This is a genomic window from Methylobacterium sp. ARG-1, from assembly GCF_001262595.1.
GTDB lineage: Bacteria > Pseudomonadota > Alphaproteobacteria > Rhizobiales > Beijerinckiaceae > Methylobacterium > Methylobacterium brachiatum.
Genome location: NZ_LHCD01000031.1, coordinates 1 through 23,019, shown reverse-complemented (window position 1 = coordinate 23,019; position 23,019 = coordinate 1). Strand labels below are relative to the sequence as shown.

Here is a 23,019-nt window from a genome sequence, read left to right as displayed (position 1 = left end):
CGAAAAACGCTCGGCTACCGCCGCCGATCGAGACCAAACAGCGCGAGCGCAACCGGGAGGTTCGCGTACCCGGAATGCTGGGCGCAGAACACGGCCCCGGATTCAGCGCAGATCGAGGCGATCCACGGCGACCTGCAGCTATCGTGCTCGCAACGAGGATCCCAGGGAAGGCGCTCGGCATGGAACGCGGCACGGGCATGCTGGACGTCGGTGGGCTGCACCCAGAGAGGTACGCTTCGATCGTAGCGCTTCCTCGATCCACGCAGGGTGGCCATTTGCGGAATCACCCCGGCATCGCACCCATCGTGGGTGCTGTTCGACGACGGCGGATCAGGAAACATGCGCAAGATGTCGTCTCCGATTGTGCTGTCGGCCGCATCTTCGTTCGCTTCAGGTTCCACGGGGGACGGGTCGGCATCGCACCCATTCTGGGTGCGATCTGCGAACGTGCAGGCGATTTCCGGGGCGATGTGATCAGGCGAGGTGGGCACGTCCGTCTGAGCCGATAGCGGCTCAGGCATCGGGCAGACGGTCGTGTTGGATCGGCGAGGTCGACGCGGAGGCTTGTCCCCCGCAGGCGAAGGCGCGGCGACAGCTATCGGGGCCGGAGCGTCACCTAGAGGCCCTGTCTCAGCAGGACCGGTTTTCCATCGGGAAAAAGCAGGGCGGATCGTACGAACGCGAGCGCCGTCGACTCTGCAGCGCGACCACGTGATAAAGCCATGTATGCGCAGGACAATAAGTCCATTCTTGACGCTATTGGGAGCCAGATCAAGCCGAGCGCCGATATCGGCGTCATCAGCTGTGCACCCTTCCGTCGAGAAGGCGACATCTGACGAAATCAACCAGGCGATATGCTCGGCCGACTTTTTCACGTTCGGATTGCGCATGATCGCCAAGGCCCAGGCGTCCGGTGTAAAAGAGGCGGGCGGTTCGTTCGGTACGGCGATCGACATCTTATAGCTCTCGACTTGCCCTGCAGGACACAGCAAGGTTACGGCCGACCTTCGCAAAGCGCACCCGATTTGAGTGCGCGGGATTGGGTAGCTTCACCACGTCTCGCTGTTCTGATCGAAGAGCTGCCTTCAATCCTCGTAGGCTGCACCAAATCCTAGGAGCATCATTCGGGATCGCACCTGAAGCGGAAGCGGGGTCCGACCGTGTTGAGGGCCCCCGGATTTTGGTCCGGCCGAAAGGTGAGCCTCCGGGTCCTCATGGAGTTGACCCCGTTTGTGGTCCACGGCCTATGCAAGTTCCCGGGCTGTGACAGATTGGTTGGCGAAGGCTCGGGGCGTCAAGCCGCCCAGGGCCGCGTGGGGTCGATCTTCGTTGTAGTGGCACCTCCATTCCTCGATGCGCTCGCGGGCATCGGCCAGCGACAGGAACCACGAGGCGTTCAGGCATTCCGCTCGTAGGCGACCGTTGAACGACTCGATGTAGGCGTTGTCGGTCGGCTTGCCCGGTCGTGAGAAGTCGATCTCGACCCCGTTCAGGTAGGCCCACTGGTCGAGCATGCGGCCGGCGAACTCCGGCCCATTGTCGACCCGCAGGCTCTTCGGCCGCCCCCTCAGCCTGACCAAGGCGTCGAGCGCCTCGGTCACCTGGAAGGCGCGGAAGTTGGCTCTCGGTGTCAGTGAGAGCGCCTCTCGCGTGTGGCAATCGACGACGGTCAGGATCCGGAATGGACGCCCGTCGAACAGACGGTCGGACATGAAGTCCATGGCCCAGACCTCGTTAGGTCCACCGATCACCGGTCGTCCCTGGCGATAGCGCCAGGCTCGTTTGCGCTTGGGCAGCTTGGACCGAATCGAAAGTCCCTCGTCGCGGTAGATCCGGTAGGTGCGCTTATGGTTCACCTCCCAGCCCTCCCTTCGTAACAGGATGTGCAGCCGTCGGTAGCCGTAGCGCACCCGTGCGGCAGCGAGCTCCTTCAGCCGCATGCGCAGATCCACCTGTGGATCGGCGCATGCAGTAACGCTGAGACGAGCGGCCCAAACCGGTGGCTTGGCAGACCCGACGCTCGGCTCGAGCCGTAGGCCACCTGCAGGTGATCGGCGACCTCGCGGCTAGCGGCGAGCCTCACCACTGATCCTTGAGTACGTTCCTGCAGCATGGAGCGGTCCAGCGTCGGGTCGGCGACCAGCCGCTTGAGCTTGCCGTTCTCATCCTCCAGCTGCTTCAGCCGCCGAGTCTCTGGCACACCCATGCCGCCGAACTGCTTCTTCCAGCGATAAAAGATCGGCTCGGACACGCCCATCTTCCGGCAGACCTCGTCCACCGCCGCACCGTTCTCCGCCTGCCGCAGGGCAAAGGCGGTTTGTTCGTTCGTAAAGCGTTTGCAAGGCATGGCATCCACCCGCCTTCAGGGTTGAGGACGCCCGAAAAACTTGCGTTCAGCGCGGACCAGTTTGCTGGGTCAGGGTCACCGTCTTGACACCCCGGGGGGTCTCATGGCTTGTGGGGGGGTAGTGACACCGGCCCCACAGGCCCCAGGTTTTCAGCAGCCTCTTCCTTGCCGGGAAGGGGCTGTTGGCTTTTCAGGGTCTATCTCGCGGCGACGGTCTCCTGAATTGCCGGCTCTCGACTCGCCAAGGCGGCCCGGCCGGAACAGCCCATGTCGGCCGGGCGGCACGGTTAAGTCAACGTCAGGGAATGATCAGCGCGACCATGCACGCCAGACTCCTGACGATCGCCGACCTGCGCAGGGCCGGGCGCATCAGCAGTTCCGAGATCGTCGCAGCGATCGACCTGTACATGCGGGATCCCGTGGCGGGCCCCTATCACTTCGGCAGCGGTCACAGTCTGGACATCGCCGCGCTTGTGGCCTCGAAGATGAGCCCTTCGGAAGTCGCGAACCGAGTCGGTCCGCAGGAGAAGACGATCAGGAACGCTGTCGCAGCTGCCATTATGGCGGCCACCCCGACTGTACTGTGAGCTGCTGCTGTTCGGGCCGAGCCGGATGGAGATGTAGCTTCAAACTGTCTTGTCAGTCGTAGGAGCAGACGACGAGAACGGTGTACTAGGCAGCACAACAATCATAGAGAAATGCGGTGTTTTTAGATTTAGTTAACCAACACACGTATTACAGGGTTAGAATTTAGTTCTAATTCCCGCGTATCGATGGACTAAAACTCAATTTTAAAATCCATTGCGCATGCGTGATGAACGATACAGCAACGTCCACTCAGCTTCGAGGGCTGGCCGCGCTGGGAGGTATTCGTGCGACAGGCCATGAGTGCCCTATGGGCCTTCCTCAAAAAAAGCAAAGGCGGCAACGTCGTCGTAATCTTCGGCTTCAGCCTACCCTTGCTCCTCGGTGCTGGGGGGCTAGCCATCGACTATGGCAACGCCGTGCGCGTCCGAGCCGTCGAGTCCAGCATCGCCGATGCCACTGCACTGCTTGTCGCTAACGCGGATACAGTCGCGGCAGCCACCGAGGGCCTGCGCCTCGCCAACGCTCAACTCACGTCTCGACTCGGCTCGGGCAACACGTCTAGCGGGTTTCAGGTCAACGGTACGTGGGTCGATGGTTCGAACTATCGAGTGACGATCTCGACGACGCTGAAGACCAGTCTACTACACCTTCTGCCCGGCATGCCTCGGCAGATCACGGTCAGCACCGCGACCACCGTCAACCGGGTCGCACCAGTCTACCAGACCGCCCCACCAACGGTCAGCCAGCTTTCGCCTGAGGCCGCCGACTACAACCGGATCTATATTTATTGCTACTCGTCTGACCCGAAGAGACAGGCTGAAGCCGACAAGGGGCGTCGAGGCATGGTCGCCGTTGCCGATAACGGCAGCCCGCCAACCGACTACTCGAAGAACGCCATGCCGGTCTGCGGAGCCAACGAAGCACCGAGCTACATGCTGCGCAATGTCCGCAATGCTCGCGACACGCGCTCGGCCTGGGACGACAAGAACCAGGAGATCTATCAATACTACACCGACACCACCATCGATACCGGGCTCCGCATCCAGTCGATGAGCATGAAGGGCTATCGCGTCTACGCGAATGGTAGCCTGAATTCTCTTGATATGAACGCCAATCCAATCTTAGAGACAATTGTCTGCGACAACTCCAACCAGTGCAAGAACAAGTCGAGTGGCGGCATCCTGCCCAACAGCCACACGACGCATAATCCCGCAACCGCGACAACGAGTTGTAGCGACGGGAAGTACATGTACTACGGGTGGGAGGATCGCCCGCCAAACGCGGGCAGTGACCGCGACTACGACGATATTCGTGTCATCGTCTCCTGCCCGACGCTCGTGAAAGTCTCCGACAAGAAGCTTCGGATCGTCGAATAGACCGCCGAAGCGTGCCCAATGTCGTAGCATACAACCTATTCTGAGTGCTTCGAATGCCCCGTCGCCGAGATCTTCCTGGTCGCCCAATTTCGTCAGCCCCGCGTTCGGCTATCGCTCGGTTGGTGCATACGGAGGATGGTGCGACTGCGGTCGAGTTCGCGCTGGTAGCGTTGCCGTTTCTGTCCCTGCTCGCGGTAATCTTACAAACCACGCTGATGGTCTGGGCAACACGGAACCTAGACGATGCACTTCAGCGCGCCGGTCGGACGATCTACACGGGCCAGTTCCAGACTGCGAACACCGGGCAAACCGACGCCAGCACCCTGCTTGCCAACATCAAGACCGCCATGTGCGGCACGAGCACGTCGCGTGTCGCCACCGTGTTCGACTGCAACACGTTGAAGCTGAATGTCGCCCTGAGCGACTCCTTCGCCAACGGCACTGTGCCGACGCCGCTGGACACGAAGTCCGGCGACTGGGCCAAGGGCTTCGGCAAGAGCTACGCCTGCGCGCAGCCGGGGGCGATCGTGGTTTTCACCGCGGCAGTCAAGTACCGCGTGGCATTCAGCTTTCTCTACGCCGGGCTACCCGGCTTCAGCGATGGCGCGCGGCTGCTTCAATCCACGGCTGTGTTTCGAACCGAGCCCTACGACACGTCATCGGGGCAGGGTTGCTGAACCGGAGGGGAGGCGGTTGATGCACGGGATGAGCCAGCACGGACGGGCGGTCTCAAGCTTCCGGGATGACGATCGCGGCGTATCGGCGATCGAGTTCGCGTTGATCCTGCCGGTCATGCTGGCGTTGCTGTTCGGCGTGACCGAGTTCGGGCGGGCGATCGACCACTACCGCAAGGTCACCCTCCTAGCGCGTGCGGTGGCGGATCTCACCTCCCAGGGGGACACCCAGGCCACGATGGCTTCGGCGACGATGACCGACATCCTGGCATCGGCCAAACTCGTGCTTACGCCGTATCCCAACAGTGCAGCCAGGATCGTGGTGAGCGTGCTCGGTGTGACCATCGATGGCGCCGGCCAGCAACCGCGCGTGTGTTCGAGCTATGCTACGAACAATGGGACGGCGCGGACCGTAGGGACAGCGACCGACTTGAAGGTGCCGGAAGGCTTCCAGTTGGCGGGGATGCGCTACGTGCTGGCCGAGGTGAGTGTCCCGTACCCAGCGATGTTCGGCAGCAACGTGATGCGGTTCGTCGGCGGGGCGAACAACCAGTTCACGTTCAAGGCGAGCGTGCCCTGGCCGGTGCGGGGGGGACAGACTTACAAGAGCACCTACAATGAGGTGGTGCTGCCGAATGGCAAGGCGTGCGTTTGAACCAAGAAGCTACGTCACAGCATCTGAAATGAACTGAGAGCATCGTCAAGGATGCTGAGGTGGCTGCCCCAATAATTGTGGCGGACATTGATCTCAGCGAACCGGAAGGCGTCACAAACCTCGGTCATTGCAGCGAGATCCCCGACGATTTCGCCGATAGCCTGCAGGGCGGTTAAAGCTCGGCCCCGCCCCGATCTGCTCACGGGGCGAGGGAGCATCCGATGTGACCAGCACGGCTGATACGCAACGCGGCCTGTCATCGGGAAGGCCATGGCGCGGTTGCGGTCCAGTGAACGACTCGGCATCGAACTTTCATGATCCGATCCGAGCTTGTTGCCCGCATCGCGGAGCAGAACCCGCACCTCTACGCCAAGGATGTCGATGCAGTCGTCGACGCCATCCTTGATCGCATCGGCGCTGCTTTGGTGGATGGCGACCGTGTCGAACTGCGCGGCTTTGGCGCGTTCGAGGTCAGGCATCAGGAAGCCCGCGCCGCTCGCAACCCGCGAACCGGTCAGGCGGTGGAGGTCGAGGCTAGAACCGCCATCCACTTCCGACCCGGCAAGGCGATGCGAGCTCAGCTCAACGCCCTTGCGCCCGATCCTTAACACGAGGCAGAGCGCCAATCGCGAGCTTCGTAGTCAAGCTGAATATCTCGATCCGTGAGGCTGCCCGCGTTGAGGTCAGCCGGCCAAAAGGTCGATACCGGCCGTTCGTGAGCGTAATGGCGTGCGGATGCCCTGAAACGAAACCACATTCGCGATTTTCGACGGTTTTCGCTTCCTTCTGTCCGAGTCGGTCATCGGCCCGTCGGAGGATCGGGCCATGCCGTTCAGCGAGACAAAGGAAGGGGTCATCACGTACCCGCAGGGGCAGAAGTGGAGCGCCATCGGCCCCTGGCTGGTGAACGTCATCTCGGGCGCAGGCATCGGCCTACCGGGCGTGCGGATGGGCGCCCTGCTCGCCGACGCTTTCAACTCGAAGACCGCCGCATGCTGGCGCACGAACGGCCGGATGGCCGAGATGCTCGGGATCAGTCCGTCGGGGGTGATCGAGGGCCTGCGGCAGCTTGAGCGGAACGGGCACGTCGTCCTCGTCATGGAGGTGCGCAACGGCAAATCGATGCGGCACATCTATCCGAAGGAGAACGCAGAAAGGGCAAAGCGCGAAGTGCGCGATCCGCACGGCGGGGTCCCCACAGGCACCCAGCCGAAGCCACGCGCGATCGGTGTCGCCGATGCCGAGCCGATACCGACGGCCCATGAGACCGAACCAGCCTCTGTCCCGAGACCTGCTCGGCCGGTCGAGGATGATAGAGTGCCGCCCGGCCTGCGCCGCGGCGCCCTGCCGAACCCGAACTCGCAGAGTGTCCAGCTCACCCCCGGAGGGTTCCCGTACCTGAAGAGCGAGGTCGAGGCCCAACTCTGTCGTTCGAGCCTGAACGGAGCGATTTCACCCCCCAGGGGGACCGAACTAGCTCCTGATCGGGGGACTGAACCACGCCTGGTCCGGGGGGCCGAACCGGCGATGGGGAGGGGGACCGAACGGCACTTAGGGGAGGGGGCCGTTCGGCAGCCCCCCATAATCCTGGAAACATCCACACATCGATCCTCCACCCCTATCCAGGGGTTCCAAGCGGCGAAGGCCGAGCGGGTCGCGGCTGGGGCCAGGGTCGAACCCGTGGAGGTGGTCGGATGCACGATGCCCGCCTGCCGGCATCCGGCCTCCTACGTCTGCAAAGGCACGGGGGCGACGTTCTGCGTCCGACACCGTGCCACGACCAACCGGACCGTGCCGATCCAGTGCACCGAGCTTTGATGGATATGGGTGAGAGCGCGGCGGTTAGGGAAGACGGATCAGAGGCTCGCATCCGGCTGGCACCGTTCGATTTCAAGATCTCGATCGGTGCCCCGGATCCACACGACCTGCAATCCATGATGGTTCTCGGGGGACCCGAGGCTGGGTTCGGCATCCCCGCCGTCCTCGCGGTCAGCATCACCGTCCTCGCTGTCCAAGATGGACACGATGCGGTCGACGATATCCAGGGCTAGCTCTGCCAACCGCTCGAACTCCTCGCGTGGGATCGGCTGGGCAGCGGGCAGCTTACGGTGACCCGGAAAGGGGACGACTTTGCTCATGATCTTGGTCTCGAGGGCTGGGAGGGACTGGTAGTCCCCCGGCAGGGACCGGCCGGGGCGGTACGCACGGCTACGGGAAGGATGGCGGGCGCCAATCAGCGCCCGGCCAGTTCGGCCGCGGTGTGAGCCAGCATCTGGCCGGCGAATGCCGCGATCTCGTCAGGGTCACCGTTCTCGATGGTCGGGCCCGCGAGGATCTTCAGACGGGTTTCGCGCTCGTTCGGCGTCGTCGGCCGGCGCCGCTGAGCCTCTTTGCGGGCTTCATCCGCCACGTCGGCCAGGGCATCACCGAGCCACTGCATCAGCTTGCCGGCAGCGTTGTAGCGATCGCCATGGCGTGGGCCTTGCACCGTCCCGTCCAGGCCATGGCGTAGGCCATCTCACCCACAGTGTTTGCTATGTCCCGGAGCGACCGCAGATCCTCCATCGAGCCGGAGGCGAAGTCGATCTGGCCGACAAGGCTGGTGCCGATAGGAGCGGGCACGGTCTGCTGCGCCAATCGATCCACGTCCTCGCGGATGTTCTCTAGGAAGGCGGTCGGGACGCTGCCGTTCACGTCCGGCAGGATCTCGGGCAGCAGGAACGCCAGCTTGCACCGCACGTCGGCGAAAGACCGGGCCGGGACGGCGCAAAGGGCGGCGGCGGTCTGCTCGACAGCACCGCAGCGGGCGTTCGACGCCTCGTTGCTCTCGTCGGTCTCAAGCAGCATGGCGAGGGTCGCGTCCCAATGCGCCTCGACAGCCTTCCGCAGCTCGGGCGAGACCCGGGCATCAGACAGGGCGTCGTCGGCAGCAGATCGGGCGCCGTCGGCGATCGCCGCGAACACAGGCGAGGGCTTAGCGGGCGGGGTGAAGGCCGCCTTTGGCTCGATGGCCGTCGCCGCCTCATCCCGCACGTCGCGCCAGAGCGAGTGCGACAGCGCCTGATCCGGATCGGGTAGTTCCGGCGGGTTTAGGTAGAAGAAGCTCGGGTTGTAGCATGCCAGCGCTCTGAGCTTCACCCGGAACCCGGCTACGGTGCGCACTGGCAGTTCGGCGATACGCAGCGCGAGGTCTGTCGCGAGGTCTCCGGCCTCGTTAGCGGCGGCGTCCATCGTTTCTGTGACGTACTCGCCATGGATCCGCAGCTTCTCAGCATGCCACGCCTCCCAGGCAGTCACGATCTCGTCCGCCCGCTCCTGAGCCTCCGGCCACGGGTAGGTCTCGACGACCGTGCGCGCGTCCGCCGGCAGGTTGTCCTCGGGGCGCACGGGGCGGCGAACCTCGCGAACGTAGGGCTTGCGCTTCATCCACGCGATGTCGTCGGCCGTGACCTCCGTGCCTTCGAGGTGATCCGGGTGGGTGAGGAACTTGCCCAAGCGTAGCGGATGGTCGGACGCCCTGAAGAAGAGAGCGGCCGGGCGCTCGGGCATATGCCGGTCCGCCTCCTCCTGCGCGGCGTTGCAAGCGTCGCACGCCGCCGTCTCGCGCTGGCGGGCTGCCTCGAACTGGCGGCCGAGTTGCAGCAGCAGGGCGTCTCCGGCGGGGTTCTCGCCCGCCAAGCCGTCGGCGCCGAACGCGAGTAGCTCCCAGGTCAGGCCCTCGCCCAGCTTCTGTGGCCAGTCCACTTCGATGTCGTCGTTGCGCTGGGCGACGTGGGCCTTGAGGCGAAGGCCGGCCAGTGACGCCGCCGGCAGCTCAGCGATACGGTCTTCAATCTCGCACAGAGCGTCGAGCGCTTCGGCCGATGCCTCCTCGGCAGCCTCGACGCCGGTCTGCTCGCGCCACTCGGCTACCTGCCGCGCCCATTCGACATGAGGCTGATCGTGCGACGGGCCGGGCTGGGCGGCATCTGAAACCGCGTTCTGCTCCTGGATCCGTTGGGCGTAGAGGTCTCGGGCGGCCTCCCACTCCGGGTCGAGCGCAATCAGGTCGGCGTCGCCGGAAGCGCGCACTTCGGCAGAGATGGGCTCGGCTCCGCTGCGCAGGTCCTGGGCGGCCTTGAACGCTCGATCGGGATAGAAGGCGAGTGCGAACACCGCATCGGACCGCAGCTCGCGCCGGATCCTGGCGTCCCAAGCCTTATACTCGTCAGCCGGGAGCGGATTGGCCTCGACGATGCGTCGGCGGGCGATCTCGCCCTGGACGTGGCTGTGCATCTGCAGGGCGTTGAAGCCGACCCAGTACGATATCGGGCGGCGCGAGACCTTCCCGGTAGCGTCGGCATAGGAGACCGTACCGTCGCGGTGGTCGATGCCACTACCTGCCAGTACGTCGCCGGTCAGGCCAGCCCGTGCGGCTTGGTCGGCATGCGTCGGCTCGGGCGCCTCAGGCTTGGGCGCAGGAATGCTGGCCCGCAGCTCAGCCGCGCGCTCGCGCAGGCCGGCGGCAGGATCGCGACGGATCAGGTTCTTCAGGGAGGTGCGCAGGGACATCGCGGTATCCTCATGTGAGGGACGCGGGCGACCGGCCCGCTCGGTTGCGGGTCGGGTCAGAGCAGGGTGGCGAAGCCGGTCAGGACGATGCCGCCGCCGATGATGGCGACGGCCGCCAGCAGCTCACCGGCGGTGTCGAGGAAGCGGAGGCTGCGGCTGTGCGCGGTGTCCGGGCGGACCGGATAGACGGCTTCCCAGGCCTCGATCGTGCCGGGCTGGGTCTCGTCGGGCATGGCGATGTATCGGCGGTCTACCGGCAGCGGACGCCGGGCGCTGGTAGCAGCACGAACCGAGACGGGCTGGCTGAAATCGGGAATGCGGGCGTGCGTCATCGTTCGGGCTCCGGTGAGGGCTCGTGGCGGTGGTCAAAAAGGGAGGGTCAACTCAGTGGCCCAAGTGTCTGGTCGATCTCGGCTTTCAGGCGATCAGGAGCCCGAAAACGGCTTCTGGACTCATTCTATTAGTGCGCAGCCATGTGGCGAGCCATCTTGGCGGCGCGCCACGCGGCGGTGAGGCAGACCGACATGGCCTCGCCCCAAGTGCAGCTGAACCGGTACTGATGGGCGCGGGCGGCGGAAGCAGCGGCCGACATGATGGCGCCGCGGTCGAACTGACCGGCGACGAACAGGGGCCGGCGGGTGATGCGCACCGTCATGTCGATGCGGGCTTTGGCGGAGAGCATGCCGGGGGCGATGGCCGGGCGACTGTCGTGCAGGCTGCGGGAGAGGGTGTTCCAGGAGACGGTGCGGTGGGGCATTGCTGTATCCCGGATGCAGGAATACAATCTCACCGCAACTGCATCGTGTCGACAGACCTGCAAAAAAATATAGCTTGGAGCGCGTATGCTACCCCGATTGAGCCCCCGCATGTGCAAAGCCGCGCGCTCGCTGCTCGGCTGGGGTCAAGGCGAGTTCGCTGCCGCTTCCGGACTATCGAAGTCTACGATCGGCGCCTTTGAGGCGAAGGACGAAGACGCGCGGTTGACCACCATGAACAACAAGGCTGCCGTCGAAGCCTTCGAAACCGCCGGCCTTGAGTTCATCCCCGAGAACGGCGGCGGAGCCGGGATCAGGTTCCGAGAGCGGAAGGCGCCGTGACACGCATCAGCGATGACAACCTGCCGGCGCCGCGCCAGCCTAAGGCAATGCCGCACTGGTTGGTGTTCGTGATCAGCGTCCTGGCTCTCAGCGTGCCGATCGCGGGCTTGCTGTTCATGGTGTGGCTGGCTCTTGTGCGACCGGAGAGTTTTATCATCAGCCTTATAGAAGTGGCCTACATCGCGTCCGCGACCGCGCTGACCGCCGTCGTCATGGCGTCTTACGTGCATCGAGAGCGGCAAGCCCGCTGATGAGCTGTAGATGCGTTGATGCGCCGATTTAGCTTTTCGCTCGTGCTGGACGTGCTTTCAGCCATCGCTGCGGCGGGCGCAGCCGCCTTCTGGTGGCTCTCGGCAGCCGTTCCTGTTCCAGTCAATATCGTCCTGACGGTCGACGGTGGAGGTTGGCAGCCACTGACCGATGCGATGCGAGACCAGGGGACGTGGAGTAGCTATGGTGCAGCATGGGCAGCCGTGGCTGCGGGCCTCCAAGCTGTCGCTATCATCGCTCGACGGATGTCCGCATGATCGACCTGCACTTCATCTGCCCGCAGGGACGCTACCACACCAGGCTCGGGCCGGACGTTTACGAAAGCGGCAACTGGACCGTCTCCGACCAACGCGCTGACGAAGCGGTCGGCGGACGGATCTATCTGCACGAGACGAAGAAGGGTCGGTCTTGGCACGGCGGCACGATCCAAAGCTGGCGCGCCTTCGACACCAACCGGAAGGTCTTCACCTACAGAGCGCACGGGGACATCCGCGTGGTGTGCTCTGGCGGATGGGGGCAGGAACAGGCGACGGCGCGGCGGGATGAGCTGTGACCTTTTGATGAGAGCAGATCGGCGGCACAGTCTCGACGAGGTGGTTCAGCCTCATCGTGACTGCCATCGCGATGTACGGGCTCGTTGCGCACCCCTGGCCTGGAGTTCACTCTTGGGAACGACGTCAGGTACCCGCAGCAGAAGGGGCAGAAGGGGCAGAGTTCAAATCGCACGATCAAGGTCAAAAGACGATGGTCTACCTGAATAATCGATATGAACGCCAATAATTCCCTGCAAATAAGGCGCGAGAGTTTTTATGGTTGTAGGCGAAAAGACTGCCAAGAGTGGCTTCATACTGATTGTCACAAAATTATCCACTAGATTGGTCGATCTAGTCGCCATCATCATACTTGCTAGAATTCTAGTTCCGAGTGATTTCGGATTGGTGGCAATTGCATCAAGTATAGTCACGATATTAGAGACGGCTTTGGAATTGCCAATTCATCAAATTCTTGTTAGGCTTCCGGAGCAGCGCAAATCGCATTACGACACAGCATTTACACTTGGTGCTTTACGCGGCCTAATTCTTAGTTTTATTGCTTTATGCTTGGCGTTTCCCATTTCTTTTTTATATGACGATAATCGGCTTGTACCTCTTGTCTGTTGTTTCGGGATTGGCCCAGCATTTCGCAGCCTTAGCAGCCCCAAATTGGCGCATTACCATAAAAATCTCAGCTTTTCGCGCGATGTAAAAATTGACATATTGAGCAAAATAATTGCTTTTATACTTTCTATAAGTATGGCACTGTGCACAGATAGCTACTGGGCGATGCCGGTTGGCGCTGTCGGGTGCGCAATTTCCATCGCGGCATTATCTTATGTTTTCGCTCCCTACAGACCCACATTTTCACTCGCTGAGATGCCTACATTTATCAAATTTGTAAAATTTAGTAGTGCAAGCCAAATAATTAGTGCGGTTAATTGGCAATCAGAGCGACTTATACTTGGTAAACTGCAGTCGCCTAACAGTGTGGGACTATTCACAACAGCCAATGACGTTGCCGTGATTGTCGTAAATTCTATCTTTTCACCCCTTGGAGCACCACTGCTTGCGGCCTTCTCGCATCAAATTGGGGACCGCGCAAAATTCCGCCAAAGTTATCAAACAGCGGCCAACGCCACAGCCATGATTGGATTGCCTATACTTGTTGGGCAAAGTCTGGTTGCAGATCTATTAATCAGAATTATTCTTGGGGAAAATTTCCTTGGATCGGTCTGGCTATTCCAATGGCTCTCGCTAAGCTTGATACCGACAGTGTTTGTGATCCCGTCTTCGCCAGCATTGATTGCTTTCGATGAAATGCACTTGCTCGTAAAACGACATGCGATAGAGTTTTGTATTAAGTTGCCAATTTTGATCATTGGACTTGTCGAATTTGGTTTCTATGGATTGATTGCAGCTCGTCTCATATCAGAAATTGTAATTAACATCTATTTGGCATTTGCAATACAAACAATAATTGCTCTGCCCATTCACACGCAATTGCTGAGCGCATGGAGGAGTATCATAAGCGCCTTTCTGATGGCAGCTACAGTTTTATTTGCAAAATATGGCCTAATTGAAAAGAGCAATATGGTTCCGGCACTTGCCGAGCTGGTATTCTTAGTAGTTTTAGGCACTGTCATCTATATTGTAAGTTCGCTGTCGTTGTGGATGCTTGCCGGACGCCCCACGGGTGCAGAGGCTGCAATCTTTAATTTCCTCGAAAAATCATATCGAAGGCTTCCCCAGTTTGCTCGCTACGAAAACATGCTTAGACACCGCAAGGTAATTTCAGTAGAAGTTAGAAACGACGATATTAATTTTGACGATTTAAAAGTTTTATTGCCTGCGAAAGGAAACCGACGGCGTCGATGGCGCTTAGGTGACTGACATGCGCTCGGTCAGACGCCGATGGGGTTGTTCCCTCGGAAGGGTAGATCGACCCGTGCGGAGAGCGGGGCTGCGATCTGGTTCCACCAGATGGCCATGTCGCGTGAGAGGTCAAAAACAGCAGCGCTGGCTGACATGCTGTGGGCAGTACCGCTATCAAACGCAGCTCATTCTACGGAGCAATGCCCGGCACCCTGAAGTTACCGATGATGCAAGCTAACGCTCTTTGAAGATCAGATCAAAACGAGGGGTAAATTGCGTGAGCGACGTTAAGGTACGGTCCGACCAGGTGGCCGAAGTTCTTACCCTATCGACGACACTCGCCAATCAAATTCTTGGATCACAGGCGATGGGACGCCCGTTCGCTGAAGGCGCCCTCACGGCGCTGGTGGGCGCTGCCCGGTTTCTGCACGACAACAGGGTGCCGTGGCCGCCTGTCGTGCAAGACGCCATTGATATGCTTGCGAAGAAGATGGAGGCTATTAATTTACAGTCTTCAGAGGACAATACCGAGGGATAAATCAATCACGAAAGATCCACGACGGCGATCCAGGCGAGATAAGATCTCATCAGCGAACAGGTTGTCAGAGTTGATAAGTGAGGATGTTCATCACGCGTAGATAGAAGCTCCATCCGCTGATGAGATCGTCGACCTCCCCCGCCAACCTGTGATCAGATCAGGCGGCGGGGCCGAGCCGCGGACAGCCCCGAAGATCACTTCATACCAAGCTAAACACCACCTCAACCCGGCCAACCCTCCTCTATCTTGCGCCCTCTATTAAACCATCGGCTTTAGAAACTTACACTTGCCCATCAAGGGCCATAGCCTTGCAACGGATTGCGCGGCACAAAACGCATCGACCGCTTGCTGGACGCCGGGGAAACGCCCGCCCGATGAGTCATAGTCATCGACGATGAACATACCGCCGGGTCGTAGGACTTGCCACCACGCTGGCAGATCAGCGGCGACAGAAGCCTGTTCGTGGCCCGCGTCAAGGTGGATCACGTCAGCCTGCACCCCACGAAGGCGCATCAACTCGGCCGCATTCACCGAGTCGAGCGGTAGAGGCACCACTCGATCGGCCAGTCCTTCACGCAAGACGTTCGCCAAGAACGTCCGGTAGAGGCTCGGGTAGCCGTGCTCAGTCGAGAGTTCTGCAAAGAGGCTGGGTTCGGCCCAGTGATCGACGGCACCAAGCCATGTATCGACCGCGATGACTGTGCCCGCGATCTCGTACTCCACCATCGCCTTGGCCATGTAGAGGGTGCTCGCACCCTTCCAGGTGCCGACCTCCACAATGACGCTCGGCCGCCATTCGCGAACTGCGTCGTCTAGGAAGGCATGCTGGCTGCGCCACCCCTGGAGATCCAACGTTCGAAGGTCAGCGGGCGGGTTCGAGAACGGGTCCTGTCCATACCAGAGAGCAGCGAGGATATCAGCACGTGTCATGGCATCTCCGCGCGCCATGAACGGCCGCAAGATCGGGGTAAAAGGTTGAGCGGTGCGGACAATCGGCACGCGATGGTTCCGCTGGCAACGACCAGTGGGAGGGGCTTAGGGCACAGCCTCAACGCTTGTCGCGACAGGTTCGCCAAGGCGCACGATGGTTTCCATGCCCTCGGGCGTATGGGCCAGGATGTCGTCAGCGGGCTTCCAAGCGCCTGGCTCGCCAAAAATCGCCACCGCGGAGCCGCCGAACTTGAACACCGATTTCCCCGCGCCGCGCGCGAATGGCTGGTCGAGCGGGTGACGCTGCACGATGCGACCAACGGTAAGTGCACCGAACTCGACGAAGCCGAGCCGCCCGAAGTGCTTGGTCTCCAGAATGTTCACCTGCCGCTCGTTCCGGATGTAGAGGTCGGGCATGTTCTGGACGGCCGTCCACGCCACAGTCCAGAGACTACGCCCGAGCCGCAGATGTTCCACGGTTCGGCCGTCGTCCGGGTAGTGGACGTGGTGATAGTCCACCGGTGAAAGCCGCATTAGGAGGACGGGGCCACCGAGGAAGGGCTTCGCACGCTCGGCACTACCGAGGATATCCTCTGCCGCCAGCGACTGCCCCTTGACCGGGAAGCGCTGCTCGGGCCCGAACCGCTCCCAGCCGAAGTAGCGCGCTTCGGCCGGGGCGCCCATCTGGTTTGGGCCGTCGGGGAAGCGGCGAGCGCCCGGTTTGAATTCGCGCACGAACCAGTCGGCGTAGGAGCGGTATCGACGCGGCTCGAACTCGCTCATATCGATCTTGTACTCGCGCACGAACGGCTCGATGCTGCGTCGTGTCCAGGGCGCGTCTTGGTAGAGCGCGTAGAGCTTGTCGAAGGCTGGCGTGGCGCGGAGCCACTGCCCCGGTGCTTTGAGTGGCCTTGTCTCATATGTGGTCTGATGGTCAGGCATAAACTCCTCGACCACCTTGCCCTTGTCGCGGTCCCATAGCTTGAGAGGCTTCGGATCGGCCGCCATCGTTTCTCCTGAACTACACGGTCTCGTTGACTGGACCGAAGGCATCAAGGGCGACAACCTTGGCTGCCTATCTGCGTTCCACCAGACGAAGCAGGGACCGCCTTCGGATCTAATCGTTGCTGGGCGGAACGACGCGGCCAGCCTAACTGCAGGAACGCGGTGATGCTCACTCGGTTTGCGAGGCATTGAGCACGAGCTGGAGGAAACGATGTCGGCACCTGGCAGCCTGAAAGAAGTCTACCTCGATGAGATGCAGGATCTCTGGTCGGCCAACGACCAGATGGTCAAGGCCGTGCAGCAGCTTGGCGGCCAAGTCAGCGACCCGAAGCTGAAGCATATGCTGGAGCAGTCGGTGGGCGGGATCCAGAAGCACACCGATGTGCTCAAAGGTCTGATCCAAGCCAACGGCGGCGAGACCAAACCCGAGCATTGCAAGGGAATGGAGGGTCTGGTGGCCGAAGCTCTGAAGCATGGGGTCAAAGAAGCGCCGGGCGACGGCAAGTTGCGCGACGTCGCCATCATCGCGCAGTACCAGCGCATGTCGCATTACGGTCTAGCCGGCTTCGGCTCGGCGGCAGCTTATGCCAAAGCCCTCGGCCGCACCGACGACGCAGCCAAACTGAAGCAGGCGGTAGACGAGATCTACCAGGGGGATGCAATCGCGAGCCAGCTTGCTGAGACAGTGGAACGCGCAGCAGCCTGACCCAAACCACGTGCAGGGAGTACACCGAGCAAAAACAGGTGTTTTCGCTGCACGCTGGCTCTCCCCCGCCAACCCGTGATCAGATCGGGAGGCGGGGCCGAGCTACAGTGGAAAATTCCGCCACTTGCGCCACGATCGGCGGGCGATCAGTTCATGAACTCACATGCTTAGGCTTCGGGCGGAGCACCTCCGCGACCGGTGTCCCGGTCTCGGCCTGCTTCAGCGCGAAGGCGATCTGCTCTTCAGTGAACCTGCTCTTCTTCACGGCTCCGCTCCTCCCGTCAGGGTCTCACACAACCGGAAAACTCGCACTCACGTCGGACCAAAGCGATGGGGGGACGTCACTCGCCCGGCAGCGCGGTGCCAACTCGACCGGGTTGCGGAATGAATGGGCCTCGTTGGTTGGCGCCAAGAATGCGACAGCGGTCGAGCTAATGCGCAAGGTCGATCCGAAGGCTTCCACCATGCCGCTGGAGAGACAGCCGGCGCCGGGAGCGGTCGAGCGGGCCGCGCAGTCGTCGATCCATATCACAGCTCCGAAGATAGACGTGAAGGGTACGGACGGTTCAAGCGCTGCGCCGCAGATCCACATTCCGGGCGTGCCGCGCATGATGCAGATGCCGGACTTTGACCCCCTGAAGACCATGGCGCCTATCCCCGGTGGTCCTAGCTCTGTGGTCAACAACGGCGGCAGCACTAGCAAGGCGGTCCACCAGACGTTCCATCAAACCACGACGGTGACGGGGGCCGAAAACCCACGGCAGACTGCCCGCATCATGAAAAGCGCGTTCGGCAACATGCACAGCTTGGCGCTGCAGAACGCGCAGTCGGCGACGGTTTGAGACCAAGAGCGTGCCTACCGGGGCGGGGATCGAAGCTCCCCGCTCCAGACGCCCGATTGATGCCTGATAAGTTCGGGCTTGCTCAGGCGGTGTCCGTCTACCGTTGCTTCAGTGAGATCCAGATAGCCAGCCCCGACGAACGCGCCGCGATAGGTGAGGGAGTTTCCGCGTCCGTTGCTGCACTGGATGACGACGCGGCGAGGCGCCTTGTCCTGAGCGTCACAGCTGAAGCCCGCGCGATCCAGCCGTTCGAAATAGCCCTTGGCGTTCCGCTCGCCCGATGGGCCTTCGTCCGGCGACTCGGCCATCGGCACTACGTCACGGCTCAAATCTGGGTGCTTGGTCCACGGCTCGGCGCTGGCTGATTAAGCCATGAGAAGCATGGCGGCGGCGAGGGCGTAGCGCATACTGCACAGGTAGGCATGCCCCCCTGAGGTTGTCGAGACGGTCTCGCGAACCTCCCGCAAGATCGGCGCGTTCGGCGACATGATCGCTCAACAACCCCTCTCACCCGACCGTACCCGTCTCGCCCTTACGGAGGCGGCCCTCGCTACAGCAGATGGTCGTTGGCGCGCTGAGATGCGCCGAAACTATGGGCCGGAGGGCGTCCTGATCTACGCCTACACCCCCGAAGGCCAAGGCGACCTTGGGACACCGCTCCGGCGATCCTACGAGGCTCGCCGTGTCGCCATCGCGCTGTGGCGGCACGAGCGCCATCGGGGCTGAGGAAACGACAACGGCGCAGCAACCTGGAAGGTCACTGCGCCGCTGGATCGGGCCGCCCGAGGGGGCGTCGACGGCCTCGAAGAAATGAGTACGCATAATCCGGTCACCGGGGCGTGTGCACCAGCACATCCAGCCGCGTGTGGCTCTGATGCGACGGTGCTCGATGACCGCCTGTGGACGGCGAAGAATGCCCCTAATCGGTCAAGGTTCAGGATGAGCGTGATGCTCACTCTTCTGATCCGGCACCCTCATGCTCAGCCATCTCCGAGCTTTCGTCGTCTACCATCGTGAGGGCCTAGCCGTGGTCGCCTCCTCAACCTTATTTTTGGCAGGTACGCTCTCGTTCTTCTGGGCGCTTGGGTGAAGCCATCGAGCCGAGGGCGACGAGGTAAGGGCTACGCTTTCTTCACCGTAGGCCACGCACAGCCGCCATCATGCCGATCCGGCCCGAGCACCGCTACTTCTACCCGATCGACTGGCGGGAGCTGTCGCTGGCGATCCGCTTCGGCCGAGCCCAGGGCCGCTGTGAGAGCTGCGGGCGACCGCACGGGCAAGATGGTCTATCACCTCGGCGATGGCCGCTGGTGGGACGCTGAGGCTGGCCGCTGGCGCGATGGATGGGGGCGCCGGATCCGGATCAGGTCGGGCACTGATATCCTTGGCCGTGCCCGCCGGACCTATGTCGTCCTGGCCGCCGCCCACCGGGATCACGACACCGCCAACAACGCGGACGCCAACCTCGCGGCCTTCTGCCAGGGCTGCCACATATGATCCACGACCGCCCGGAGCATCAGCGGCGGCGCTGGCGCATGTTGTTCCGCAGGAAGGCGATCGGCGACCTGTTCGGCGGTCCCTACGCCTGAGAAGGCGTACCGGTGCGATCCCGGCAGGGCACTCAAACTTCATTTGGCAGGGATCACCTCCGCCGCTGCACGGTTCATTCCTCGCGTGTTCGATCCAACGCGGGGCCAATCCGGTCCACCGGCCGCTCATTAGGTGCTCTGTTGGATAATGCGCACCCAATCCGCTCCAACGCGAGCCCAGGAGGAAAGCTGAACATGGCAGACATCCGCACACACGATCCGCTTGGACGATCTGACGGCCGGCCGGGATCGAGCCAAGCTGGTGGCTCATCCGGCGGCGGTGCTGGCGTCACCGATCAGGCCAGGGAGACATTGCGGGATGCCACAAGCAGGGCCTCGGACGCTTGGGACAGTGCCTCCGAGTATGGTTCCCGCTACTACCGCCAGGGCAGTCGCGCTATCGGCGGTGTGGACAGCGGTACGATGACTGGCTTGTTCATCGCGGGCGCGATTGGCTTTGGTCTCGGCTGGCTGGTCTTCGGTCAGGAGTCGCGCTCCGGTGACTACGTTTCCAGACGAATGAGCGCGAGCAGCGAACATCGCCGCTAGGAGCGATCTGTCGACGGCTGGTAGGCTGAAATTTGCGCCACCAGCCATTGTGATGCGTCGGGCCGGCATGGTTACCGCGTCGACAAGGATATCGGCTGGGGAGCCGTCGGCGCAGGCCTCGTCCACAGCAGGAGCGCCAGCCTCCGCGGAGGTGTCAGTCGCCGGCAAAGGAACAGCTTCGCAGTAAGGCAATTGCCTTAAAACCGCACGGCGGCTCTCACGTCCGACCCGGCGGATACAAAGGGAGATACGTCCATGAAAGCAGTGCTTGCCATCGCCGCCATCCTTGCCCTTAGTTGCCCGGCATTCGCCGCTGAGGGCAGCTCAGGGGGTGCAAGCCGCTCTGGAACCGCAAACAGCACCGGTCCGAACGATGCTGGCTCTGGATCGTCACCTGGTTCTGCCGGTAGTGGTCCCTCGACCGGCGGAATGAGCCGCTCAGGCACCATGAATAGCACTGGGGCGAACGACGCAGGATCGGGATCCAAGCCTAACGGAACGAGCGGAGCCCCCGGTAACCGCTAACTTTCGGCTGGGAGGGCGGCCTTTGCAGCCCTCTCACTCAGTGATCGCATTGCCCACGATAAGGGGCCATGGGCCGGCGCCTGCGTTGTCCAGATCCCCCGCGCTGCACCGACCCTCACGCGACTGCCCGGCCAAGGCTTCACGGGCGTTCTGCGGGGAACTGGCCCGGAGAGCACCTGTCGTCGCGAGCTTACCCGCCGACACGCCTTACGGTGTCGCGAACGCCTGGGGCGCACTGACGGGAAGAACGCTGCTGTAGCAGGCCTGTGAGAGGCTGTCGCTGATCAGGCTCGACCTCGTTGAGCTTTCAGCCGCTGCAGAGCGCGCTCATTCTCGTGATCGAACTGCGCCGGCGTCATCTCGCCGGCATCGACACGGCGCGCGAGCTGCTTGCGGTACTCCAGCGCGTCCTCCTCCTGCTGGCTCAGCGGCACACTTGCTCGTGCGGCCGCCTGGGTGCGCTCGGCCCATTCCGTGTAGCTGATCCGACGGGCATCGCGATCTGCTCTGAGGCGTGCGACATCTTCCTGGAGAAGCGTGGCTCCCCGGAGGCCTGACCCGCCTTGCTGCGGTCCTGGGCTATCTGTTTGGCATGCGCCCAGCCCAACCGTTGTGAGCAAGATTGCGGCGATGTGTCGGTTCATAAGTAGCCCCTCGTTCAGGACGAGCTAAGCCAGTCCATACCGAGGGGGCGAGAGCGGATCAGACACACCGGCCGTCTTGCATTCCGCTCGCGATCCCAACCAGGAGCGTCTCTAATCGATGCATCGTCTCAACCCACGTCAAGCAAGAGACGACTGAACGATTACGCCACCTGAACACCGCTCCTTGCGAGCCGCCCAGCCTCCGCCCGCCAGGCATCCCGCTCAGCCAGAACCGCTTCGATCAGAGCGTGTAGGTTCCCAGCGTTGACCGCTGTCTCCATCAGCATGTCCTGCGCGGCGGCAAGTTGCTCACGCAGCTCGGCGTTCCCAGTTGCCAGGGTCAGCAGGATACCTGCTACATCATCACCCATTCTGCACCTGCTTCTCGCCTCTTGGACGGGCGGGTACGGCAGCCATGGTTACCGCGTCGAGAAGGATGATAGGGTGGCGCTCGTCAGCGATGCCCTCATCCACAGCAAGATCAGAGGTTCAGACCCATTCAGGTTTGTCCGCTTTTACACTTAAAGCCACAACAACCGCCAGTGGTATAAAACGATCGATTTTGCTGTATAGAGATCGTATTTACCCTTCGTTATCTCTGTTAATGCAGTCTCCATCCTGCTGCAGTGTTGTGAGAACAACCTCTCCGGAACGTCTCGGAGGCCATACAGCTCGCACGGCACCAGGATCAAGCGAACAACAATGCGTTACGCCAACCTTCACGTCGCTGCGGCTTCGGCCAAGCAGGAGACTCCCGACACGCTCGCCCAGGTCTCCGCTCTGACGGAAGAGGTCAGACGCATCGCGCAGGACAAGGCCGGCCGCATTCAACAGATCACCGCGCAGACCAAGATGCTTGCCCTCAACGCACTCATCGAGGCCGCCCGTGCCGGGGAGCAGGGGCGCGGCTTCTCCGTCGTCGCTCAGGAGGTGCGTGCCATCGGTAGCGAGGTGGAGACACTCGCTCGCGAGCTGGAGACGCATCTTTCAGGTCGTGTCAGTGATCTGCAGCAGGCCGTTCGGGCGATGGCCGGCCGAGCCCAAGACGAGCGCCTTGTCGATCTGGCATTGAACGCAGTCGAGCTCATCGATCGCAACCTCTACGAGCGCACTTGCGACGTGCGTTGGTGGGCGACGGACGCAGCCGTGACGACCTGCGCTGCAGAACCGGATGAGGCTGCTGTCACCTATGCCAGCCAGCGTCTCGGTGTGATCCTGTCAGCCTACACCGTCTACCTCGATCTCTGGCTGTGTGACCTGGATGGACGCGTCCTCGCCAATGGCCGGCCGGACCGCTACCCGGACGTCCGCGGGCGTAGCGTCACCGGTGAACCCTGGTTCCGAGAAGCAGCCCGTCTATCCTCCGGGGACGATTACATCTGTGCCGACGTGCGCCGGGAGGCTGGTCTCCACGGGGCACAGGTCGCGACCTACGCGGCGAGCGTGCGCGAGGGTGGCGAGACGAAGGGGCGCCCGGTAGGTGTGCTGGCGATCCACTTCGACTGGGAGCCGCAAGCGCGCACGATCGTCGAGGGTGTACGCGTGTCGCCCGAGGATCGAAGCCGGACCCGTGTCCTGCTGGTCGACGCGCATCGGCGCGTGCTGGCAGCCTCAGATGGTCAGGGCGTGTTGAGCGAGATGCTGGCGGTCGATCTGGGCAGTCAGCAGAGCGGCGTAGAGCGGGATCCACGCAACGGAACAATCACCGCCTACCACCGCACACCA

28 protein-coding genes and 2 pseudogenes are annotated in these 23,019 nt (G+C 62.1%); 18 read left to right on the top strand and 12 right to left on the bottom strand.

Features of this window, described 5'->3' with window-relative positions; translation table 11 throughout:
* Window positions 1-14 precede the first annotated feature (14 nt).
* Window positions 15-956 carry a hypothetical protein gene (locus tag AKJ13_RS31560; RefSeq protein ID WP_144426353.1) on the bottom strand — a complete coding sequence of 314 codons (942 nt, stop codon included), beginning with the start codon at window positions 954-956 and terminating at the stop codon, window positions 15-17.
* Window positions 957-1,244: 288 nt separating this feature from the next.
* A pseudogene (locus AKJ13_RS23135) lies at window positions 1,245-2,347 on the bottom strand (IS3 family transposase).
* Between the two features lie 305 nt (window positions 2,348-2,652).
* Between AKJ13_RS23135 and AKJ13_RS23125 the strand changes: the two are divergent.
* The 6 genes from AKJ13_RS23125 (at window position 2,653) to AKJ13_RS23100 (ending at window position 7,458) form a co-directional block, all read left to right on the top strand.
* Window positions 2,653-2,934, top strand: a complete 282-nt coding sequence (locus AKJ13_RS23125) for a hypothetical protein (RefSeq protein ID WP_244471693.1) — start codon at window positions 2,653-2,655, stop codon at window positions 2,932-2,934.
* 285 nt (window positions 2,935-3,219) lie between these two features.
* Window positions 3,220-4,311, top strand: coding sequence for a pilus assembly protein TadG-related protein (locus AKJ13_RS23120; protein WP_082317077.1), 1,092 nt, complete (start codon window positions 3,220-3,222; stop codon window positions 4,309-4,311).
* A 122-nt stretch (window positions 4,312-4,433) separates the two neighbouring features.
* Entirely contained in the window at window positions 4,434-4,988 is a 555-nt protein-coding gene (locus tag AKJ13_RS23115) for a TadE/TadG family type IV pilus assembly protein (RefSeq protein ID WP_050735515.1), read from the top strand.
* Window positions 4,989-5,007: 19 nt separating this feature from the next.
* Window positions 5,008-5,640, top strand: a complete 633-nt coding sequence (locus tag AKJ13_RS23110; RefSeq protein ID WP_050735482.1) for a TadE/TadG family type IV pilus assembly protein — start codon at window positions 5,008-5,010, stop codon at window positions 5,638-5,640.
* A gap of 314 nt (window positions 5,641-5,954) precedes the next feature.
* Window positions 5,955-6,248: an integration host factor subunit beta gene (locus AKJ13_RS30690; RefSeq protein WP_082317076.1), complete on the top strand. Its 294-nt coding sequence runs from the start codon at window positions 5,955-5,957 to the stop codon at window positions 6,246-6,248.
* A gap of 217 nt (window positions 6,249-6,465) precedes the next feature.
* Window positions 6,466-7,458: a hypothetical protein gene (locus tag AKJ13_RS23100; protein WP_050735480.1), complete on the top strand. Its 993-nt coding sequence runs from the start codon at window positions 6,466-6,468 to the stop codon at window positions 7,456-7,458.
* 38 nt (window positions 7,459-7,496) lie between these two features.
* Here AKJ13_RS23100 and AKJ13_RS30685 read toward each other — a convergent pair whose 3' ends face one another.
* From AKJ13_RS30685 to AKJ13_RS23075, 5 genes are all read right to left on the bottom strand, one after another.
* Complete coding sequence (locus tag AKJ13_RS30685) at window positions 7,497-7,778, bottom strand: hypothetical protein (RefSeq protein ID WP_082317075.1); 282 nt, start codon at window positions 7,776-7,778, stop codon at window positions 7,497-7,499.
* Window positions 7,779-7,873: 95 nt separating this feature from the next.
* Window positions 7,874-8,080 carry a hypothetical protein gene (locus AKJ13_RS23090; protein WP_050735478.1) on the bottom strand — a complete coding sequence of 69 codons (207 nt, stop codon included), beginning with the start codon at window positions 8,078-8,080 and terminating at the stop codon, window positions 7,874-7,876.
* Window positions 8,080-10,191 (bottom strand): hypothetical protein, encoded by a 2,112-nt coding sequence (locus AKJ13_RS23085; protein WP_050735477.1) that lies wholly within the window; start codon window positions 10,189-10,191, stop codon window positions 8,080-8,082. Before AKJ13_RS23085 ends, AKJ13_RS23090 begins: the two co-directional genes overlap by 1 nt.
* 56 nt (window positions 10,192-10,247) lie before the next feature.
* Window positions 10,248-10,523 (bottom strand): hypothetical protein, encoded by a 276-nt coding sequence (locus tag AKJ13_RS23080; protein WP_050735476.1) that lies wholly within the window; start codon window positions 10,521-10,523, stop codon window positions 10,248-10,250.
* Between the two features lie 128 nt (window positions 10,524-10,651).
* The gene (locus AKJ13_RS23075; RefSeq protein ID WP_050735475.1) at window positions 10,652-10,948 is read right to left on the bottom strand and encodes a hypothetical protein; all 297 of its coding nucleotides are present in this window, start codon (window positions 10,946-10,948) and stop codon (window positions 10,652-10,654) included.
* Between the two features lie 109 nt (window positions 10,949-11,057).
* Here AKJ13_RS23075 and AKJ13_RS23070 point away from each other — a divergent pair, with 109 nt between their 5' ends.
* From AKJ13_RS23070 to AKJ13_RS31550, 5 genes are all read left to right on the top strand, one after another.
* On the top strand, window positions 11,058-11,288 hold the full coding sequence (locus tag AKJ13_RS23070) for a helix-turn-helix transcriptional regulator (protein ID WP_064774659.1): 231 nt from the start codon (window positions 11,058-11,060) through the stop codon (window positions 11,286-11,288).
* Complete coding sequence (locus tag AKJ13_RS23065) at window positions 11,285-11,539, top strand: hypothetical protein (RefSeq protein WP_144426351.1); 255 nt, start codon at window positions 11,285-11,287, stop codon at window positions 11,537-11,539. Before AKJ13_RS23070 ends, AKJ13_RS23065 begins: the two co-directional genes overlap by 4 nt.
* A 272-nt stretch (window positions 11,540-11,811) precedes the next feature.
* Window positions 11,812-12,111, top strand: a complete 300-nt coding sequence (locus AKJ13_RS23060; RefSeq protein ID WP_050735472.1) for a hypothetical protein — start codon at window positions 11,812-11,814, stop codon at window positions 12,109-12,111.
* A 256-nt stretch (window positions 12,112-12,367) separates the two neighbouring features.
* Window positions 12,368-13,984, top strand: coding sequence for a lipopolysaccharide biosynthesis protein (locus AKJ13_RS31555; protein WP_144426350.1), 1,617 nt, complete (start codon window positions 12,368-12,370; stop codon window positions 13,982-13,984).
* A 259-nt stretch (window positions 13,985-14,243) separates the two neighbouring features.
* Window positions 14,244-14,504, top strand: coding sequence for a hypothetical protein (locus AKJ13_RS31550; protein ID WP_064774658.1), 261 nt, complete (start codon window positions 14,244-14,246; stop codon window positions 14,502-14,504).
* Window positions 14,505-14,762: 258 nt separating this feature from the next.
* On the opposite strand, the gene AKJ13_RS23055 is transcribed toward AKJ13_RS31550, so the two are convergent.
* Both AKJ13_RS23055 and AKJ13_RS23050 read right to left on the bottom strand, forming a co-directional pair.
* Entirely contained in the window at window positions 14,763-15,503 is a 741-nt protein-coding gene (locus AKJ13_RS23055) for a class I SAM-dependent methyltransferase (protein ID WP_244471692.1), read from the bottom strand.
* A 36-nt stretch (window positions 15,504-15,539) separates the two neighbouring features.
* Entirely contained in the window at window positions 15,540-16,442 is a 903-nt protein-coding gene (locus tag AKJ13_RS23050) for a phosphatidylserine decarboxylase (RefSeq protein WP_050735470.1), read from the bottom strand.
* Between the two features lie 208 nt (window positions 16,443-16,650).
* Between AKJ13_RS23050 and AKJ13_RS23045 the strand changes: the two genes are divergently transcribed.
* Window positions 16,651-17,145: a ferritin-like domain-containing protein gene (locus AKJ13_RS23045; RefSeq protein WP_050735469.1), complete on the top strand. Its 495-nt coding sequence runs from the start codon at window positions 16,651-16,653 to the stop codon at window positions 17,143-17,145.
* A gap of 151 nt (window positions 17,146-17,296) precedes the next feature.
* Here AKJ13_RS23045 and AKJ13_RS33305 read toward each other — a convergent pair whose 3' ends face one another.
* Window positions 17,297-17,410, bottom strand: a complete 114-nt coding sequence (locus tag AKJ13_RS33305; RefSeq protein ID WP_348270965.1) for a transposase — start codon at window positions 17,408-17,410, stop codon at window positions 17,297-17,299.
* Window positions 17,411-17,579: 169 nt separating this feature from the next.
* On the opposite strand from AKJ13_RS33305, the gene AKJ13_RS23040 reads away from it, so the two are divergent.
* Window positions 17,580-17,987, top strand: a complete 408-nt coding sequence (locus AKJ13_RS23040) for a hypothetical protein (RefSeq protein WP_050735468.1) — start codon at window positions 17,580-17,582, stop codon at window positions 17,985-17,987.
* Window positions 17,988-18,001: 14 nt separating this feature from the next.
* On the opposite strand, the gene AKJ13_RS31545 is transcribed toward AKJ13_RS23040, so the two are convergent.
* A complete protein-coding gene (locus tag AKJ13_RS31545) occupies window positions 18,002-18,295 on the bottom strand; it encodes a hypothetical protein (RefSeq protein WP_144426349.1) in 294 nt (97 codons plus the stop codon).
* Between the two features lie 271 nt (window positions 18,296-18,566).
* Here AKJ13_RS31545 and AKJ13_RS32785 point away from each other — a divergent pair, with 271 nt between their 5' ends.
* The 4 genes and pseudogenes from AKJ13_RS32785 (at window position 18,567) to AKJ13_RS23020 (ending at window position 21,207) form a co-directional block, all read left to right on the top strand.
* On the top strand, window positions 18,567-18,713 hold the full coding sequence (locus AKJ13_RS32785; RefSeq protein ID WP_244471691.1) for a hypothetical protein: 147 nt from the start codon (window positions 18,567-18,569) through the stop codon (window positions 18,711-18,713).
* Between the two features lie 434 nt (window positions 18,714-19,147).
* Window positions 19,148-19,576, top strand: a pseudogene (locus AKJ13_RS23030) (hypothetical protein).
* Between the two features lie 195 nt (window positions 19,577-19,771).
* Window positions 19,772-20,125, top strand: coding sequence for a hypothetical protein (locus AKJ13_RS23025; protein ID WP_144426348.1), 354 nt, complete (start codon window positions 19,772-19,774; stop codon window positions 20,123-20,125).
* A gap of 824 nt (window positions 20,126-20,949) precedes the next feature.
* Window positions 20,950-21,207, top strand: coding sequence for a hypothetical protein (locus AKJ13_RS23020; protein WP_050735465.1), 258 nt, complete (start codon window positions 20,950-20,952; stop codon window positions 21,205-21,207).
* 248 nt (window positions 21,208-21,455) lie between these two features.
* On the opposite strand, the gene AKJ13_RS23015 is transcribed toward AKJ13_RS23020, so the two are convergent.
* Window positions 21,456-21,665 (bottom strand): hypothetical protein, encoded by a 210-nt coding sequence (locus AKJ13_RS23015; protein WP_050735464.1) that lies wholly within the window; start codon window positions 21,663-21,665, stop codon window positions 21,456-21,458.
* A gap of 331 nt (window positions 21,666-21,996) precedes the next feature.
* Here AKJ13_RS23015 and AKJ13_RS23010 point away from each other — a divergent pair.
* On the top strand, window positions 21,997-23,019 hold a 1,023-nt coding region (locus AKJ13_RS23010), incomplete at its 3' end, for a methyl-accepting chemotaxis protein (RefSeq protein ID WP_050735463.1).